Source organism: Mucilaginibacter polytrichastri (assembly GCF_001911425.1).
Classification (GTDB): domain Bacteria; phylum Bacteroidota; class Bacteroidia; order Sphingobacteriales; family Sphingobacteriaceae; genus Mucilaginibacter; species Mucilaginibacter polytrichastri.
In genome coordinates this window covers 4,390,242-4,405,904 of the sequence record NZ_MPPL01000001.1, presented here as the reverse complement: position 1 = coordinate 4,405,904, position 15,663 = coordinate 4,390,242, and the positions used below count along the sequence as shown (strand labels likewise).

Below are 15,663 nucleotides of genomic sequence, written 5' to 3'. Positions count from 1 at the left end.
ACAATACCATTAACCTGGATGCCCGCCTGTTTCGCACGGTTAATAACTGGCAATTAAGTGGCGGGGTAGCCAGCCAGATCTACTACAGCTCGGCATCAGAAAATGGCGGCCATTTTTTAGATACCTATAACCAGCAAAACCCCGATGCGGATGTATATAAAACCAGGTTATATGCCGGTGTAATTGCAGGTTTAAGGTATGATACGCGCAATAATATTACCAACCCAAGCAGCGGGGTGTTTTGGAATACCACAGTTACTGCATTAACCGGTGCTGTTAACAGTAACAATACCTATGCTTCGGTACTGTCTGAGTTTAACGCCTACTTTAATCCCGACCGCGATTCTATTCTTACCATCGCCAGCCGGGTTGGCGTGGGCACTATTTTAGGCCATGCCGAATTTTTTCAGCAGATGCGTTTAGGCGGTCCGCAAAACTTGCGTGGTTTCCACACCAACCGTTTTACAGGCCGTACCATGGCTTATAATAATTTAGAAATGCGTTTAAGGCTATTCAACTTTAACTCTTACCTGTTTCCGGGTACGGTTGGTTTGTTAGGCTTTAATGATATCGGGCGGGTATGGGTGCCTGGCGAAAAATCTGACGAATGGCATGATGGCTATGGCGGCGGTATTTTTGTAATACCTGCACGTGTGCTTATTGTACAGTTTGTAATGGGCTTCTCTAAAGACGGTTCATTGCCATATATAAATTTAGGGTTCAGGTTTTAAGGGATATATGGGCTCCCTCTCTCCCCCAGAGAGTGCTGAAGTGAGGGGTTTCTCAGGCATCTTTCAATTCTTTTTGCTATTTTTGTTAGCAATCTGCATCAGCCTATAACATCATGAACCGAATAGACCGTATCTCTGCTATATTAATCCAGCTACAATCGCGCCGAACGGTTAAGGCACAGGACGTAGCCACCCGGTTCAACATTAGTCTGCGTACAGTTTACCGGGATGTTAAAACTTTGGAGGAAGCAGGCATCCCCATTATTGGCGAAGCCGGGATAGGTTACTCACTGGTTGATGGTTATCGCCTGCCTCCGGTAATGTTTACCCGTGATGAAGCTGCGGCTTTTTTAACGGCCGAAAAGTTAGTTGCCCAGTTAACAGACGACGCCAATGGTGCCAGCTATAGTTCGGCCATGTATAAGATTAAAGCGGTGCTAAAAAGTGTAGATAAAGACTATCTCGAAATTATTGATAACCATATTGAAGTATTAAGATCGCGCAACCATCAGCAGATCAAAGATGATATTAACCCGCTGCAAACCATATTGCAGGCCATAGCCGAAAAAAAGGTATTATCAATTTGCTACACTGCGGCTTACAAACAAACATCAACCACCCGCGAGGTAGAACCCGTTGGTGTGTTTTACCTGGATAACCACTGGCACCTGATAGCTTACTGCCGCTTGCGAAATAATTACCGCGATTTTAGGTTCGACCGGTTGGAGCGATTGTCTGTTACTGGTGAAAATTTTGTAAAAATGCACCCCCCGCTGAAAGAACATTTAAAGACTTTATATAAAGAAACAGATTTGTTCTCTATCATTATCCGGGTTAAAAAAGAGGTTGCACGCTACATGGGCGATCAACGTTATTACAATGGCTTTGTATCAGAAACCATTATGGATGATGTAATTGAAATGCAGTTTCTGACACCCTATCTGGAGGGCTTTGCGCGCTGGTATATGACCTTTGCCGATCAATGCATTATTGTAGAGCCCGATTTGCTAAAGCAGAAGATACAAGGCATGGTAGAAAATATTTCAATTAATTTATCAACGTAAAAAGTTGTTGACATAGGGCTGTCATTACGGTGAGGTTTATTTGTAAGGTAAACTAAAAACAACACCGCTATGTCACTACTTGAAATTTTTTCGGAAGAACTCGAAAACGAAACCACCACCACACGCAAAATGCTGGAGCGTGTACCCGACGATAAATTCGGCTGGCAGCCTCACCCCAAAAGCATGACCATTAAAAGGTTGGCCACTCACATAACAGACTTGCCAAACTGGATTACGATGGCGCTTACTACAAACGAGCTTGATTTTGCCAATAACGATTGGGAAGAACCCCAATTAAATACCACCGCCCAGTTGTTGGCTAACTTAGAAAAAAGCGTTGTAAGTGGTAAAGCAGCCCTGGCTAATGCCGAAGAGGGTATACTGGATCAGCCCTGGGTACTTCGTTCTGGCGATCAGATCTACCTCACTTCCAAAAAACGAGAAATGATCCGCACCTCACTAAACCAGATTGTGCATCACAGGGCGCAATTAGGTGTTTTTTTAAGGCTATTAAATATCCCTATACCAGGCAGTTACGGACCAAGCGCAGACGAGAATGGCTTTGCATAAACATTTTATAATACAAGCAGTGATATTCTGCTTGTATTATTTATACGAGATACTATGTACGCTTAAGGGGTTAACAACATGATTAGCTTTGATTTTTTTACCAAGGGTGCTGAACTTGTTTCAGCATCCCATATGCTTAGTTTAATATGCAACATTTGTAACTTGTCCTGCGGGGTGCTGAAACTAGTTCAGCACCCTATTTTGTTAACATCTACAGCACTTCAACAACTTCATACCCCATGCCATTAACTTCAAAACTATCCCCGGCTTTTTTACCCCTGAGTTTGGTGCCAATGGGCGATGCCGTTGATACAGCAAAATAACTCTCGCCATTAAGGGTTAACGTGCCTGCGCTTATGGCCAGGTAAAAGCGGCCTTTGTTGGTAATTACAATACTGCCTGCATCGGCAATGTGGGCAGAACCTGCCGTGCTTACAGCATTGAGGGCAACCATCAATTTTTTAGCTTCGTTAAGGGCACCGAGGCTACGGTTTATTTCTTGCTGCATCATAGCACGGCCAGTTTCGTATTTATCACCGGCACTGCTTTTGGTTTCTTGTTGCTGGCCCTGCTGGGCTTCATCAATAGCATGCTGTGCATTGTTTATGCGCGCGGTTATATGGTCGGCACATTGCTGGTGCAACAGTTGCTTAAGGTTATTCATGCTGCTAAGTTAGCACCATAACAGGCTTGTAAAGAAAAGCCTTAAATAAAAAAGATCCTGCTTTTTACAGAGCAAGATCTTTTTTTAATGCAGAATAAGGTATTGCCGCAGTTATAGGTTATATAAAATTAAAATTATTAACTATTTGTTAAACAGTTACTTGAAAGAAATTACATAGCCATGTGATGGCCTTCGCGTGGGTCTTCGGGCAAAATTTCCATATCGGGGTAATGCACATAGTTGGCATACCATTGTATGGCGGCAACCACATCCAAGGCATCATCCGGTGTTATATTAATGGTTTCAAACGCATACAATTTATCATTTGCATAACCATACAGTTGAATTTCGTTACTATTGGGCGCAAAATTTTCATTGCTTACGCAAAACACCTTAACCCTTAGATCCGTATCGCGGGAGTGAATAACATCTCTACAGGGGTCCTTGGGGTCGGTTGCCAATAAAAAAACATTATGATCCATAATTTTAATAACAATAAATAATTGAGAAAGTTTAGTTTTTAACGCTAATGGGTTTTAAAATCAGTTGTTTGCACTTGCTTTTTCATAAACAAAAACCAGTTGCTTTTGTCTGCAATATAAAGCATCAGTATGAAAAAGTTATTAATGTTAGTAATGGCCTTAAGCGTAACCGGGATATTTACTTGTTGCCATAGCAATCCAAAAAACAGTTTCGGCGGGCCATCAAATAACCCAAAAGACACTGCTGCCAAAAAACGTGATACCAGTTCGGCAAGTCATTAACAGCTAACGCTATTGTTTGCTCAGCGCTTTCTGCCCAAATTTAATCAGATCGCTATAACCGATATAACCTACCGTGCCCAGTACCGGCTTACCGGCCGAATCAAAAATAATTAAGGTTGGATAAGCCCGCATACCCCATTCGCTTGCCAGGGCAGGGCCTTGGCCTTTTTCCATATCAATAGCTACATTAACAAAGTTTTTGTTGAAAAACTCGGCAGCTTTTGCATTTTTAAAAGTAGTATTCTTTAGCATTTTACAGGGGCCGCACCATGTTGCATAGGCATCAACAAAAATATATTTATGTTGTGCCGCAGCTTGTTTAAGGGCTTCGGTCCACGAATTTTCTATAAAATTGATTTGCGTATCGGTTTTTGTATCCTTCGTGGCGACTGATTTACTTTTAAAAGAAAAAAATAATACAGCCAACAAAATAAATGTTGCTATAGAAAGGCCGGCATATAGTTTACGCATGATACAATAGTATTTAAAATAAAAGTAGCACATATCTGCTATTAAACAGATATGTGCTACTTTTTATTTTACAGCAAGCCTTATTGTTGATGCTCGGGTTGTTGCTGAGGCTGCTGTTGTTGCGGCCTTTGCGGGCGCTGCTGCTGTTGTTGGCGTTGCTGCTGCTGACGCTGAGCGTTCTGTTGTTGACGTTGCTGGGCTTGCTGCTGTTGCTGCGCCTGTTGTTGTTGACGCTGCTGATTTTGTTGCTGTTGCTGCGCCTGTTGTTGTTGACGCTGCTGGTTTTGCTGCTGCTGCTGCGCCTGCTGTTGTTGACGCTGCTGGTTTTGCTGCTGCTGCTGCGCCTGCTGTTGTTGGCGCTGCTGATTTTGCTGCTGCTGTGCCTGTTGCTGTTGACGCTGCTGGTTTTGCTGCTGTTGCTGAGCTTGCTGCTGTTGGCGCTGCTGATATTCTTGGCGTTGCTGCATCTGTTGTTGTTGGCGTTGCGCTTGACCTTGTGCCTGCTGAGGTTGAGTTTGTTGTTGCTGATCCCTCTGTTGGCGTTGTTGTTCCAACTGCTGATTTCGTTGCGTTTCCTGTTGCTGGCGTTGTTGTTCTTGTTGCTGATCTTGCTGTGAACGGTCAGGACGAGTAGGTCTGCCTTGTTGTTCCTGCTGATTAGGCGTATTCGGTCTGCCTTGTTGACCTTGCTGATTAGGCGTATTTGGGCGACCTTGTTGTTCCTGCTGATTAGACGTATTTGGGCGACCTTGTTCCTGCTGATTAGGCATATTCGGTCTGCCTTGCTGATTAGGCATATTTGGGCGACCTTGTTGTTCCTGCTGATTCGGCGTATTCGGTCTGCCTTGTTGTCCTTGCTGGTCAGGCCTGTTATTTACCCTTACCACATTACGGTTAGCAGCGTCATTACTACGGGCTATAGCAGCCAGTTGCGCGGCATTATTATGGTTAACTGCGCCGGTACCACGGTGTGCTATGGTAGCATCAGGGTGCGCGTTACGGTAGGCATTACCATCAACCACGCGCGTTGGGCGTGCGGTATTTTCATGACTTACAGATGGCCTGTATATATTAACGGCATTGTTATTTATGCCCGGTCTGCCTGGCCTTTCGGCATTATTAATGCGGTAAACGGTTGGTTCCCTATGTGTGTAACGCTGTATATCATCCCTGCGCGGGCCGGCATAATACCTGCTGTTGTTATTAATATATACGTTATTAATATAAGTAGTTTGGCGTATATAATTTACCACCCTGGTACGCGGTACATAATAATCATAAATACGTGGGCTGTTAATATAAGCGGCTGCTGCAAATACCCAGTAGCTTTCCGGCACTTCGTAGCCACTGCCAAATGATACGCTTACATTAAGCCCGGGGCTTAATGGTGCCCATCCATAATAGCCGCCACCGCTACGCCAGTTAACCCAGGCTGGTCCCCATTCGTAACCGGGTATCCATTCCCATCCGTAATATTCGTCAAAGCGCCAGCGGCCGTAGTGAAACGGTGCCCAGCCCCACTCGTAATCAGACACCCAGGTGTTGCCATATTCTGTTAATACCCAGTGGCCGTCGCTGCCGTATGGCCTAAAATTGGGGCCAGCATCGGGTACCCATACATCGCCATAATTAGGGTCTTCTACCCAGGTACCATAGGGCTGTAATTCGTCGTAAAAAGTCTGGAAGGAAATTTCGCCTCCCTGTGCGTGGCCTTTATTTGGTAAAGCCAGTATAATGGCGAACAGCAATAAGCTTTGCCAGATATATTTTTTAAGCAGTTTCATAAGCTAATTAGTTGTTAAGTCAAAAGGTTTATAAGTGCAACTGTTTTAATTTGACTGTAATAAGTCACAAGCGTTTAATCCTTAAAATTGTTTGAATCATCTCAGTTCATTAAACTTTCGAGATAAAAAATTTTGGTCGAATGTTTGTGTTAATATGTTTATAAATTAATAATTTTATCAGTTATCAAATAACTATGAGCACAGTAAATATCCCAAGACTCGATCTTAACGATTATATCCATGGAACCGAAGGGCAACGTAAGCATTTTTCGGACGAGATAGGTAAGGCTTTTAACGAAACCGGTTTTGTAACCATTACCAACCACGGCCTTAGTAAAGAGCTGATTGATAAATTATATGAGCAGGTTAAAGCGTTATTTGCCTTGCCCGAGGATGTTAAATTAAAGTACGAAATAGCAGAACTGGCCGGCCAGCGTGGTTATACCAGCAAAGGTAAAGAAACAGCCAAAGGCTTTAAAGTGCCCGATTTGAAAGAGTTTTGGCAAATTGGCCAAACCGTTACTGATAACGACCCCGTTAAATTTGAGTATCCGGAAAACGTGCATGTTGAAGAACTGGTAGAGTTTAACGCTATAACCGGCGAAGTGTACCAAAAGCTTGAAGCAGCGGGCAAACACCTGTTACAGGCTATATCTGTATATTTAGGTTTGGATGAGCATTATTTTGATACCAATGTACACAATGGCAACTCCATACTGCGCACCCTGCACTATTTCCCGATTGAAGACCCGGATGCATTACCTGATGATGCCGTACGTGCAGGTGCCCACGAAGATATTAACCTCATTACCCTGCTGATTGGTGCCAGTGCAGATGGTCTGGAATTATTAACCCGCGAAAATACCTGGTTCCCGGTTAAGGCGCATGGCGAAGACGTGGTGGTAAATGTTGGCGATATGTTGCAGCGTTTAACTAACGGAAAGCTAAAATCAACTACGCACCGTGTGGTAAACCCGCCGCGCGAAATGATGAAGTTTTCGCGTTTTTCGGTTCCATTTTTTCTGCACCCAAAGGCTACAATGGATTTGAGCAGCCTGCCATCAACCATTGATGCAGCGCATCCAAAACAATTTACTGATATCACTGCCGGCGCATATCTGGACGAACGCTTGCGGGAAATAGGCTTGAAGAAATAGTTTCAAGAGAGTCAAGAATCAAGAGATAAGAATCAAGATAAAAAAGGAAAGGCTGTAAGTATTTATATACCACAGCCTTTCCCTTTTTATCTTATAAATCGTTTGTCTTTTAATCCTTCGTCTTTACTCTAATTAAAACAACTGTTCGATAATTCGATCTGTCGACATGCCTTCGGCCTCGGCCTGGTAGCTGCGCACAATGCGGTGCCTTAAAATGGCTTTGGCAACGGCTTGTACATCTTCAATATCGGGCGAGTATTTGCCGCTGATAACAGCATGGCATTTAGCACCCAACACCAAAAACTGCGATGCACGCGGGCCGGCTCCCCAGTTTAATAAACGCTTAACCAGTGGTGTGGCCAGTTCGCCTTGCGGGCGGGTTTTGGCAGCCAGCCTAACGGCATACTCCAACACATGGTCTGTAATGGGGATATTGCGCACCAGTTGTTGAAAATATATGATCTGCTCGCCGTTCAGTATTTTTTTAACCTCGGCAACCGTGGTACCTGTGGTGTTTTTTACCACTTGTAATTCTTCGGCAAAGGTTGGGTAATTGAGCGCCACGTTAAACATAAACCTGTCTAACTGCGCTTCGGGCAATGGGTAAGTTCCTTCTTGCTCAATAGGGTTTTGGGTAGCCAATACAAAAAATGGCTGCGCCAGTTTATACGTAACGCCCGATGCCGTAACAGATTTCTCTTGCATGGCTTCCAATAGGGCTGCCTGTGTTTTAGGCGGTGTACGATTTATTTCATCGGCCAGGATAATGTTTGAGAACACCGGGCCGTGTATAAATTTAAAATTGCGGTCTTCCCCCAAAATTTCCGAGCCGATAATGTCAGACGGCATCAAATCGGGAGTAAACTGTATGCGGTTAAAATTAAGGTCGAGCACACGTGCCACGGTTTGCACCAGCAGGGTTTTAGCCAGGCCGGGTACGCCAACCAGTAAGCAATGCCCGTTGCTGAATACGGCGATCAAAACAGATTTAACAACTTCATCCTGCCCAACAATAACCTTCGCTATTTCGGCACGTGTAAGTTCATAGGCCCGCTTTAAGGCGTCGGCCGCTTCTACTTCTGATCTGTATTCTGCTTGCATATTAAGGTTTAGCTGAAGCTACCGCAGGTGCTCCTGCCCATGATTTTAACTGCGGACAAGATTGGTATTCTGCGTCGACGCGGATAAATGTTTGTTTACGCTTTTTCTCAAACCATGCGCTTACTGTACGGTTAAGTTTATCGCTGTAAGCAGCATCTTTCAGTTTTGGTAAATCTTGCGCCATGTTAGCCTTATGTGCATCTGTAACAGATCTCAGCATTAATAGTCTGTAGCTTTTTTTGGTATCCTGCCCGGTATATAAAACCGGTTTAGAAACTTCACCAACCTTCATGGTATCAACTACCAACGCAATTTGAGGGTCTAGCTTATCAGTAGGGATAAATGTAGTACGGGTTTGTACGTTGTCTGCATTCAGCATCATACCGCCGTTGTACTTGGTTTCTTTATCGTCCGAGTAATAAGAAGCCGCGCTGGAGAAATCAACCTGTTTGTTTTTAGTAAGCAGGGTGTACACACTATCGGCCTTCAGTTTAGCACGATCTAAACTTGCCTGGGTAATTTGCGGCATAATTAAAATATGTCGAACGTGTACCTGCTCGCCCCGGCGCTCAATCACTTGTAAAAAGTGGAAACCAAAGTCGGTTTCAAATACCGGCGAAATTTCACCTGCTTTTAGCCTGAATGCCGTAGCGCTAAATTCTTTTACAAAAGTGCTGCGATCTGCAAAGCCTAAATCGCCACCATCAGGTGCCGAGCCCGGGTCTTGTGAGTATAATCTGGCCAGTGTACCAAAGTCTTCTCCTTTTTTAACCCGGTCATGCAATTCCTGTGCTTTTTGGCGGTAAAGTTCCTTCTCTTCCTTACTTAATACAGGGTTAAAAGCAATTTCGCCAACCTCTACTTCTTTGTTGTATGACGGTAAACTATCCTTCGGGATCTTCTTGTAATAGGTTTCGATCTCTTGCGGGGTTACGCTTATTTTTTCGGTGATCTTTCCGCGCATGCGGTCGGCCACCATACTTTCCCTTATCTCATTACGGATCTCGTCTTTATACTGAATAACAGACCGGCCCAAAAACTGCTCCAGCCTGTCTTGCCCGCCTGCGCGTTGCAACATGCTGCGCATCTTACGGTCAATCTCGCTGTCAACTTCATCTTCTTTCACGGTAACGCTATCAATAACAGCCTGTTGGGCTAATATTTTTTGCGTTAATAAATTTTGCATCACCTGGCATTTAATGGCTGGGTTTGGTGCCCCGCCCTGCGCAAGGTACTGCGCATATTGCATCTCGATGTCTGATTGTAAAATAATACCACTACCTACAACACCGGCAATCTTGTCCATAGAACGTTGCGCCTTTGAAACTGACACGATCAGTAAAAAACCTAATATGGCTATTCCGAATTTTCTCATTTATACTTTTAATAATCCCTAATCTGAACCTACGGCACGATTAACCTTCAAATTTCGCAAAATTTATTGAACTGCAGCCCCTTAAATGTTAATTAGCCTGTAAATGCTGATATTTTACGAATATGCAGATAATGACTCGCTTGCTTTAACTATTTTTGGTTAAATTTTGTTAAATCATGGCAACCGAAAATCCCGCGTTACTTCACTACTTTTTACAGGATGATCTGTACCTGCTTAGTGAAGATAAAAGCGTGTACAATGGCCAAGCTTTGCAACCGGCAATAACCCCGATAGAAGCCCCTGTTTTACAAGCTATAGAAACACCAAAACAACAAGTGGCCATACCAGTAGCACAAACGCCGAAACCAGATTTTAAGTACTTAGGCGCTAATAAAAAGCGGTTTTTAATATTGGTAAATTATCCAGCTGATGAACACATGCTGGCCGACCACTTAAGTAAGCTGGAAAGCACTCTTGGCCGAAAAACACTTTTAATGGATGATGTGGCTATTGTGAACACGGCGCACTACGTTCATAATAATCATCAGGAACTAGTTGCCTTTTTTTCGCCCGAAAAATTATTGATACTTGGTGCACCGGCTATTCCGGCAGGTTTAGCTTCACCCAAACTAAATAGCATTGAGCAGTTGGATAACAGGCTGCAGCTTTTTACCCACAGCTTTAACGAAATGCTGGCCGACCGTGAAATGGCTAAAGCATTTTGGGAACAAATGAAGAACTTATAATATGCCATACCAGTTAGTATTTGCCACCAATAACCGCCATAAATTAGAGGAGGTTGCCGCTAAAACCGGCGATAAATTCAGCTTGCTTACCCTCAGCGACATTGGCTGCACCGATGAAATTGAAGAGAATGGAAGCACATTTAACGAAAACGCATCCATTAAAAGCAATTATGTATTTAACCATTACCAGCTAGATTGCTTTGGTGATGATAGCGGCCTCGAGATAGATGCCCTTAACGGTGAACCTGGGATTTACTCGGCACGGTATGCGGGCACCCACGGCGACCATGATGCCAATATTAATAAGGTGCTGGATAAGCTGAAAAACGAAACCAATTGCAAAGCCCGTTTCCGTACGGTGATATCACTGCTATGGAAAGGGGAGGAGCACTTTTTTGAAGGTACGGTAGAAGGTACCATCCGCCCACATCGCTCGGGTGCTGAGGGTTTTGGGTATGACCCCATTTTTCAGCCAGATGGTTACGATGTTACCTTTGCCGAAATGAGTATGGAGGAGAAAAACGCCATCAGCCACAGGGCCATTGCCATGGAGAAGCTACTGGAGTTTTTGAAGGAGCGTTAAGAGAGCGGTAAGAATCGAGAATCAAGAAACAAGACTTATTGCTGTCGCAAGTTTAGCGTAGCGTAACTTGTGACCCGCATAGAAAGCTAATATCCCCTAATGTTTTACTGTATCTGCCTTAGCCGGAATTTTCTTTAACACAGAATCTTTGGCGGCTTTAACGCCCGGTTGTTTCAATAGGTTAGTAACTGTAGTGTCCTGCATCAGTTTACCAGCTTGCTTAATCGCTTTATTAATCAGCGTATCTTTTACAGACTTGCTGCCGGGTTGTTTCATTAAATTATTTAAGCCGTCCTTTACGCTTTTGCTATCAGTTTTTTTGATTAAATGCTTTAAGCTATCCGTTACACCCTTGGCACCGGGTTGCTGTATCAGTTTGTTGAGCAGCGAATCTTTTCCGGCTAAAATGCCGGGTAGGCCGCCTGGTTTACTTTTGGCTGGTGGTTTTACTGCCGGGTGTTTATACTTGCCGGTTTTATCCAGTTCGGGTATAATAGCTTCTTTAGATACCGGGCGATCTTTAGGCTTCCAGATAAAACCTTTTAAAATTTTATCATCCTCTGTAAATTTATTGAGCGGGCCGTAGCGGTGCTCGGGTTTTACCAGGTTCATGATATTGGCTGCCTTGTTATCCTTGAAATTTACCCTGATCCTGCTGGAAAGAGACCGCTCCATGCCGGTCACTTTTCCGCTATCGCGCGAAAAATAGATACTTTCGGCATTGCCGTCTACAAACATCCGGCTTAGTTTATTATCAGCAAAAAAGCCCCGCATCTTTTTACCGGCTACCTGGTTAAAATGGGTAGTATCCGTCCCCTCAATATTTACAATAAACGATTTGGGGAAGATGTCCATATTATCCAGCTTCTTATTTTTCATTTGCAGAAAAATAGTATCGCCGCTCATTTGTGAGCCTTGCGACCAGATCATCGGGTTTACATAGCACCGGATGGTAGAGTCGCTCGAACTATAGAAAATAGAATCGGCCTTGGCTTGTAAGTCCGATTTAAAGATCTTCGCGTTATGATGCCCAAACAGTACCCGGATGCGGGAGGTATCGGAAAGTACCGGTATTTTGCTGACCAGATTAACCGAATCTACTACAGGTTTAACATTTGCCGCCGGCTTTTTGTCGCCGGTCCCGCCTTTCGTAACCTTAGGCGGTGCTTGTTTTATAACTCTAACGGGGGCCTTTCTAGGCGGCCCAAAAAAGTTAGTGTGCCTGTAATTGGTATCAGGTGCAAACTTAGGCGGGGTGATATTTAGAAACTTAGATGGTTTGGCGTTTTTGGCCAGTCTTTTAGCCATTCCTGCTGCCGATGTATCTATAATAGATGCCAGTCGGCGTTGCTCCTGCATATCTTTAAGGGCTTTGAAGGTCATTACGCGGGTTTCCAGCGTATCGGCAACCATGTAAATAGTATCACGCTTTATTTTAGCGGTTGTGTCTTTTGCAACCACAGGTTTCAGGTCTGTAACTTGGGCGTTTTTGTTCTTTTTAGTATCGCTGCGTTTTGTAGCCGCAACACTATCTTTACTTGCAGGCTGTTTACCAGGTTCAACCTTTGGTTTGCTATCCGGCTTTGTATCTTTTTGTTTAATACTGCTGGTATCAACAGGGGGCTTTACTATAACCTTAGCTAGGTTATCTTTTTTTGCCAATGTATCTGCAATTGGTTTGGCTGGCACATTGCCTTTAACAGGTGTGCTGTTTTTGGTATCACCCGGTTTTATTTCGGCAACATTTGCTACCGGTTTGGTATTGGGCACTGGTTTTAAGGCCGGGTTATTTTTGTCATCCTTAATTGAGGTAACCGGCTTGGCTAATGAGGTATCTGTTTTTGTAGTGTCTTTCTCTTCGGTAGTAATGGTTACCCATGGGTTTTGAGTAACAACCGTGCGCTCGGGATTTTGATAGTAGTTGCCCAGCTGCCCGTGCAGGGTTATTTTTTGCTCTCTATCATCAAATACTACATTTTTAATAGCACGGCCATAGCCTTTCAGCCTGTCGTAAAATAAGCTGTCGCCTTTTAATGATTTGGTATTTTGGGTGTATAAATTCTTTTTGCCAAAAAAGGCCTGCTCTGTAATGGTATTATAAGTACCGTTTTCGGTGTACAGGGTATCCTTGTTTTTACTGCCGTAAATATGGGTAGGCCCGTAAAAATAAGCGATGCGGGTACCTGTATTATAACGTAGCGTATCGGTTTTAATAACAGCATCGGTAGTGGTTAATACGGCATTATACCTAAAGTACGAATCGCGTGTGTAGGCATAATAGTAACCGTTAATACTGGTAAGCGTATTGCCTTTGTTAACCAGCTTGCCGCCGCCGGTATAGGTGCCCACGCGGGTTGCTGTGTTATAGGTAAGGTAGTTGGTGGTAAGGGTAGCATCTTTATCAACCATTTTAACATTGTCGGTAAGCAGGGCTATGTGGGTATTACCATTATAGTTTAGCTTATCTGAGTAAATGTTTAGTGTATCGCCCTGGTTAATGTTTACATGGCCAAAGGCATCGAAAGCGTTAAGCTGCGGATAAAAGTAAGCACTGTCTGACCGCAGGATAGAATAGTCCTGCTTAAAAACACCATGGTAAACTTTTATAACATTATTACCTTTAACGCCCTGGCTCCGTTCTGAAGAAATAAGGTTTACTACCGATGATTTCTTGGGCTGGCACATGGCGCCAAGCCCTGTAAGCAGTAATAAACTAATAAACACGTATCTTATCACAGTACAAAATTACTTTTTTGGTTGCGGTTATTAAATTAAATAATTTTGAGCATGCTACCACTTGCCCTTTTTAATGCCTTTGCCCAACAAAACAGCCTGTTTACGCGGCAAAGTAAAATAATTGCGGCCGTAAGCGGTGGCATGGATTCGGTATTAATGGCCCATTTGCTTCATACGGGCGGCTACAATTTTATAATTGCCCACTGCAATTTCCAGCTGCGTGGCGATGAAGCCCTGCGCGACCAAACTTTTAGCAGGCAACTGGCTGCTGATCTCAATGTCCCCTTCCATACCGTTAACTTTGATACCACTGGTTATGCTGCAGAACATAAGCTATCTATACAAATGGCAGCCCGCGATATGCGATACGCGTGGTTCGAACAATTAAGGCAGCAGTTGGGGTTTGATGTTATTGCATTGGCTCACCATCAAAACGATACGATTGAAACGATATTGTTAAACCTTACCCGTGGTACCGGTATTGCGGGGTTGCACGGCATCCAACCCAAGGTGGGTAACTTGGTGAGGCCTTTGCTTTGCTTGACACGCGATGAGGTAGTTGCCAGCATTAAAGCTGATAAAATTGCGTTTGTAGAAGACAGCAGCAATGCATCTGTAAAATATGCGCGCAATAAAATAAGGCATGAGGTGGTGCCGAAGCTGAAAGAACTTAACCCAAACCTCGAAAATACTTTTCAGGATCATCTGCAGCATTTTAATGAACTGGAGCAATTGCTCGAAATGCAACTGGATGGGTTAAGGGAAACCATGTTTGTTCGACATCAAAATGAGATCCATATCCCGATAGCGCAACTGCAAAAACTAAAGCCACAGCACCTGCTTATTTATGGCTTGCTTAAACCCTATGGCTTTAACGTAACCAGCGTTAATGATCTTATTGCTTCACTGGGTAAACACGCCGGCCGTAAGTTTGAAGCAGCAGAATGGAGTTTAATTGTAGATAGGGATAAAGTGATTATTAGCCCTGTAAAAATAGCAGATACACAGCTAATTGCGGTAGGTGAACAAGCCCATGGAATTACTTTTGGCAATTACCGGTTTAACTTTTTGCATACGATACCACCCTATACCATCGTTAATAACAACAATATTGCCGCTTTTGATGGCGGGTTGCTTAGCTATCCGTTAAGCATCCGCACCTGGCAGCAGGGCGACTATTTTTACCCTTTGGGGATGAAAACACGTAAAAAGTTGAGTGATTTTTTTATTGCCCAAAAAGTACCTTTGCACCGTAAAAATCAAATCCCGGTGCTGGTTAATGGTAATGGGGATATAATTTGGATAGCTGGTTTCCGGGTTGATAACAGGTACAAAATAACGCCGGGAACTAAAAAAATTTCTATCTTCGAACTAACAGAACTATAGATGGCCGATAAACCCGTTTTTACTGAAAAACAATACTTAGGACGCGAATGGATACCAGTTACCATTAGGCTGATGCTGGCCCTCATCTGTTTTGCCGTTTACTTTTTTACAGACGAACGCGAACGCAACGGCGATCTGCTGGTGGTTGTGGGTTTCGGTATTGTGATTATATCCATTATTATGGGCTTTATGCTGCATTTTCGCACCCGGGTAATTAACAAAAGCATTTTGTTAGATGGCCTGTGGACCAGCCGCCTGGTTAAAATAGATTTGAACAGTATTGTTAAAGTAGAAAGCGGAACTTACAGCCGTTACCTGTTTAATAACCCGGTGTATAACCTGCACAAAAAAGGCACCATTCGTTTTTTTACAGCGGGTAATGATGCCATCCACCTTACAGACCGCGACGGATTGCTTTACATCATCGGCTCGCAGCATTGCAATGAGTTTTTGCGGGCGATAAAAGAAGAAATGAAACGGTAGGGAAGAGAAGCGAGAATCTGAGAGATAAGCATCAAGATAATGGCCTCT

The 15,663-nt window shown here is 43.7% G+C and carries 16 protein-coding genes; 9 read left to right on the top strand and 7 right to left on the bottom strand.

The features are described from left to right. The 3 genes from RG47T_RS26830 to RG47T_RS18910 form a co-directional block, all read left to right on the top strand. The coding region (locus tag RG47T_RS26830; protein ID WP_253187538.1) for a BamA/TamA family outer membrane protein at positions 1-731 on the top strand (731 nt) is incomplete at its 5' end. Between the two features lie 113 nt (positions 732-844). Further along, the gene (locus RG47T_RS18915) at positions 845-1,795 is read left to right on the top strand and encodes a helix-turn-helix transcriptional regulator (RefSeq protein WP_074491019.1); all 951 of its coding nucleotides are present in this window, start codon (positions 845-847) and stop codon (positions 1,793-1,795) included. A gap of 69 nt (positions 1,796-1,864) precedes the next feature. Beyond that, a complete protein-coding gene (locus RG47T_RS18910; protein WP_074491018.1) occupies positions 1,865-2,365 on the top strand; it encodes a DinB family protein in 501 nt (166 codons plus the stop codon). A 211-nt stretch (positions 2,366-2,576) separates the two neighbouring features. On the opposite strand, the gene RG47T_RS18905 is transcribed toward RG47T_RS18910, so the two are convergent. Both RG47T_RS18905 and RG47T_RS18900 read right to left on the bottom strand, forming a co-directional pair. Beyond that, entirely contained in the window at positions 2,577-3,029 is a 453-nt protein-coding gene (locus RG47T_RS18905) for a 3-oxoacyl-ACP synthase (protein ID WP_074491017.1), read from the bottom strand. 170 nt (positions 3,030-3,199) lie between these two features. Continuing rightward, entirely contained in the window at positions 3,200-3,511 is a 312-nt protein-coding gene (locus RG47T_RS18900) for a hypothetical protein (RefSeq protein ID WP_074491016.1), read from the bottom strand. Between the two features lie 129 nt (positions 3,512-3,640). Between RG47T_RS18900 and RG47T_RS26170 the strand changes: the two genes are divergently transcribed. Beyond that, positions 3,641-3,793, top strand: a complete 153-nt coding sequence (locus RG47T_RS26170) for a hypothetical protein (RefSeq protein WP_171972566.1) — start codon at positions 3,641-3,643, stop codon at positions 3,791-3,793. Between the two features lie 9 nt (positions 3,794-3,802). Here RG47T_RS26170 and RG47T_RS18890 read toward each other — a convergent pair whose 3' ends face one another. Both RG47T_RS18890 and RG47T_RS25820 read right to left on the bottom strand, forming a co-directional pair. Next, positions 3,803-4,264: a thioredoxin family protein gene (locus tag RG47T_RS18890; RefSeq protein WP_074491014.1), complete on the bottom strand. Its 462-nt coding sequence runs from the start codon at positions 4,262-4,264 to the stop codon at positions 3,803-3,805. Positions 4,265-4,344: 80 nt separating this feature from the next. Next, positions 4,345-6,048 (bottom strand): DUF6600 domain-containing protein, encoded by a 1,704-nt coding sequence (locus tag RG47T_RS25820; protein ID WP_139235742.1) that lies wholly within the window; start codon positions 6,046-6,048, stop codon positions 4,345-4,347. A gap of 194 nt (positions 6,049-6,242) precedes the next feature. Between RG47T_RS25820 and RG47T_RS18875 the strand changes: the two genes are divergently transcribed. Continuing rightward, the gene (locus tag RG47T_RS18875) at positions 6,243-7,205 is read left to right on the top strand and encodes an isopenicillin N synthase family dioxygenase (RefSeq protein WP_074491011.1); all 963 of its coding nucleotides are present in this window, start codon (positions 6,243-6,245) and stop codon (positions 7,203-7,205) included. 132 nt (positions 7,206-7,337) lie between these two features. Here RG47T_RS18875 and RG47T_RS18870 read toward each other — a convergent pair whose 3' ends face one another. Together RG47T_RS18870 and RG47T_RS18865 are read right to left on the bottom strand one after the other, a co-directional pair. Beyond that, positions 7,338-8,306 carry an AAA family ATPase gene (locus tag RG47T_RS18870; RefSeq protein WP_074491010.1) on the bottom strand — a complete coding sequence of 323 codons (969 nt, stop codon included), beginning with the start codon at positions 8,304-8,306 and terminating at the stop codon, positions 7,338-7,340. Between the two features lies 1 nt (position 8,307). Continuing rightward, positions 8,308-9,681 (bottom strand): peptidylprolyl isomerase, encoded by a 1,374-nt coding sequence (locus tag RG47T_RS18865; protein ID WP_074491009.1) that lies wholly within the window; start codon positions 9,679-9,681, stop codon positions 8,308-8,310. Positions 9,682-9,857: 176 nt separating this feature from the next. Here RG47T_RS18865 and RG47T_RS18860 point away from each other — a divergent pair, with 176 nt between their 5' ends. Both RG47T_RS18860 and RG47T_RS18855 read left to right on the top strand, forming a co-directional pair. Continuing rightward, positions 9,858-10,427, top strand: a complete 570-nt coding sequence (locus tag RG47T_RS18860; protein WP_074491008.1) for a hypothetical protein — start codon at positions 9,858-9,860, stop codon at positions 10,425-10,427. 1 nt (position 10,428) lies between these two features. Then, entirely contained in the window at positions 10,429-11,010 is a 582-nt protein-coding gene (locus tag RG47T_RS18855; protein ID WP_074491007.1) for a non-canonical purine NTP diphosphatase, read from the top strand. 96 nt (positions 11,011-11,106) lie between these two features. On the opposite strand, the gene RG47T_RS18850 is transcribed toward RG47T_RS18855, so the two are convergent. Further along, positions 11,107-13,746 carry an OstA-like protein gene (locus tag RG47T_RS18850; RefSeq protein WP_139235741.1) on the bottom strand — a complete coding sequence of 880 codons (2,640 nt, stop codon included), beginning with the start codon at positions 13,744-13,746 and terminating at the stop codon, positions 11,107-11,109. Between the two features lie 51 nt (positions 13,747-13,797). On the opposite strand from RG47T_RS18850, the gene tilS reads away from it, so the two are divergent. Together tilS and RG47T_RS18840 are read left to right on the top strand one after the other, a co-directional pair. Continuing rightward, positions 13,798-15,132 (top strand): tRNA lysidine(34) synthetase TilS, encoded by a 1,335-nt coding sequence (tilS, locus tag RG47T_RS18845; RefSeq protein WP_074491005.1) that lies wholly within the window; start codon positions 13,798-13,800, stop codon positions 15,130-15,132. After that, positions 15,133-15,615, top strand: coding sequence for a hypothetical protein (locus RG47T_RS18840; RefSeq protein WP_074491004.1), 483 nt, complete (start codon positions 15,133-15,135; stop codon positions 15,613-15,615). It abuts the gene before it with no gap. Positions 15,616-15,663 lie beyond the last annotated feature (48 nt).

What these genes read in the sequence shown, in the direction of transcription:
- RG47T_RS25820 (WP_139235742.1), bottom strand. Translation starts at nt 6,048, where the DNA reads ATGAAACTGCTTAAAAAATATATCTGGCAAAGCTTATTGCTGTTCGCC.
- RG47T_RS18910 (WP_074491018.1), top strand. Translation starts at nt 1,865, where the DNA reads ATGTCACTACTTGAAATTTTTTCGGAAGAACTCGAAAACGAAACCACC.
- RG47T_RS18860 (WP_074491008.1), top strand. Translation starts at nt 9,858, where the DNA reads ATGGCAACCGAAAATCCCGCGTTACTTCACTACTTTTTACAGGATGAT.
- RG47T_RS26170 (WP_171972566.1), top strand. Translation starts at nt 3,641, where the DNA reads ATGAAAAAGTTATTAATGTTAGTAATGGCCTTAAGCGTAACCGGGATA.
- RG47T_RS18840 (WP_074491004.1), top strand. Translation starts at nt 15,133, where the DNA reads ATGGCCGATAAACCCGTTTTTACTGAAAAACAATACTTAGGACGCGAA.
- tilS (WP_074491005.1), top strand. Translation starts at nt 13,798, where the DNA reads ATGCTACCACTTGCCCTTTTTAATGCCTTTGCCCAACAAAACAGCCTG.
- RG47T_RS18915 (WP_074491019.1), top strand. Translation starts at nt 845, where the DNA reads ATGAACCGAATAGACCGTATCTCTGCTATATTAATCCAGCTACAATCG.
- RG47T_RS18875 (WP_074491011.1), top strand. Translation starts at nt 6,243, where the DNA reads ATGAGCACAGTAAATATCCCAAGACTCGATCTTAACGATTATATCCAT.
- RG47T_RS18865 (WP_074491009.1), bottom strand. Translation starts at nt 9,681, where the DNA reads ATGAGAAAATTCGGAATAGCCATATTAGGTTTTTTACTGATCGTGTCA.
- RG47T_RS18900 (WP_074491016.1), bottom strand. Translation starts at nt 3,511, where the DNA reads ATGGATCATAATGTTTTTTTATTGGCAACCGACCCCAAGGACCCCTGT.
- RG47T_RS18855 (WP_074491007.1), top strand. Translation starts at nt 10,429, where the DNA reads ATGCCATACCAGTTAGTATTTGCCACCAATAACCGCCATAAATTAGAG.
- RG47T_RS18870 (WP_074491010.1), bottom strand. Translation starts at nt 8,306, where the DNA reads ATGCAAGCAGAATACAGATCAGAAGTAGAAGCGGCCGACGCCTTAAAG.
- RG47T_RS18890 (WP_074491014.1), bottom strand. Translation starts at nt 4,264, where the DNA reads ATGCGTAAACTATATGCCGGCCTTTCTATAGCAACATTTATTTTGTTG.
- RG47T_RS18905 (WP_074491017.1), bottom strand. Translation starts at nt 3,029, where the DNA reads ATGAATAACCTTAAGCAACTGTTGCACCAGCAATGTGCCGACCATATA.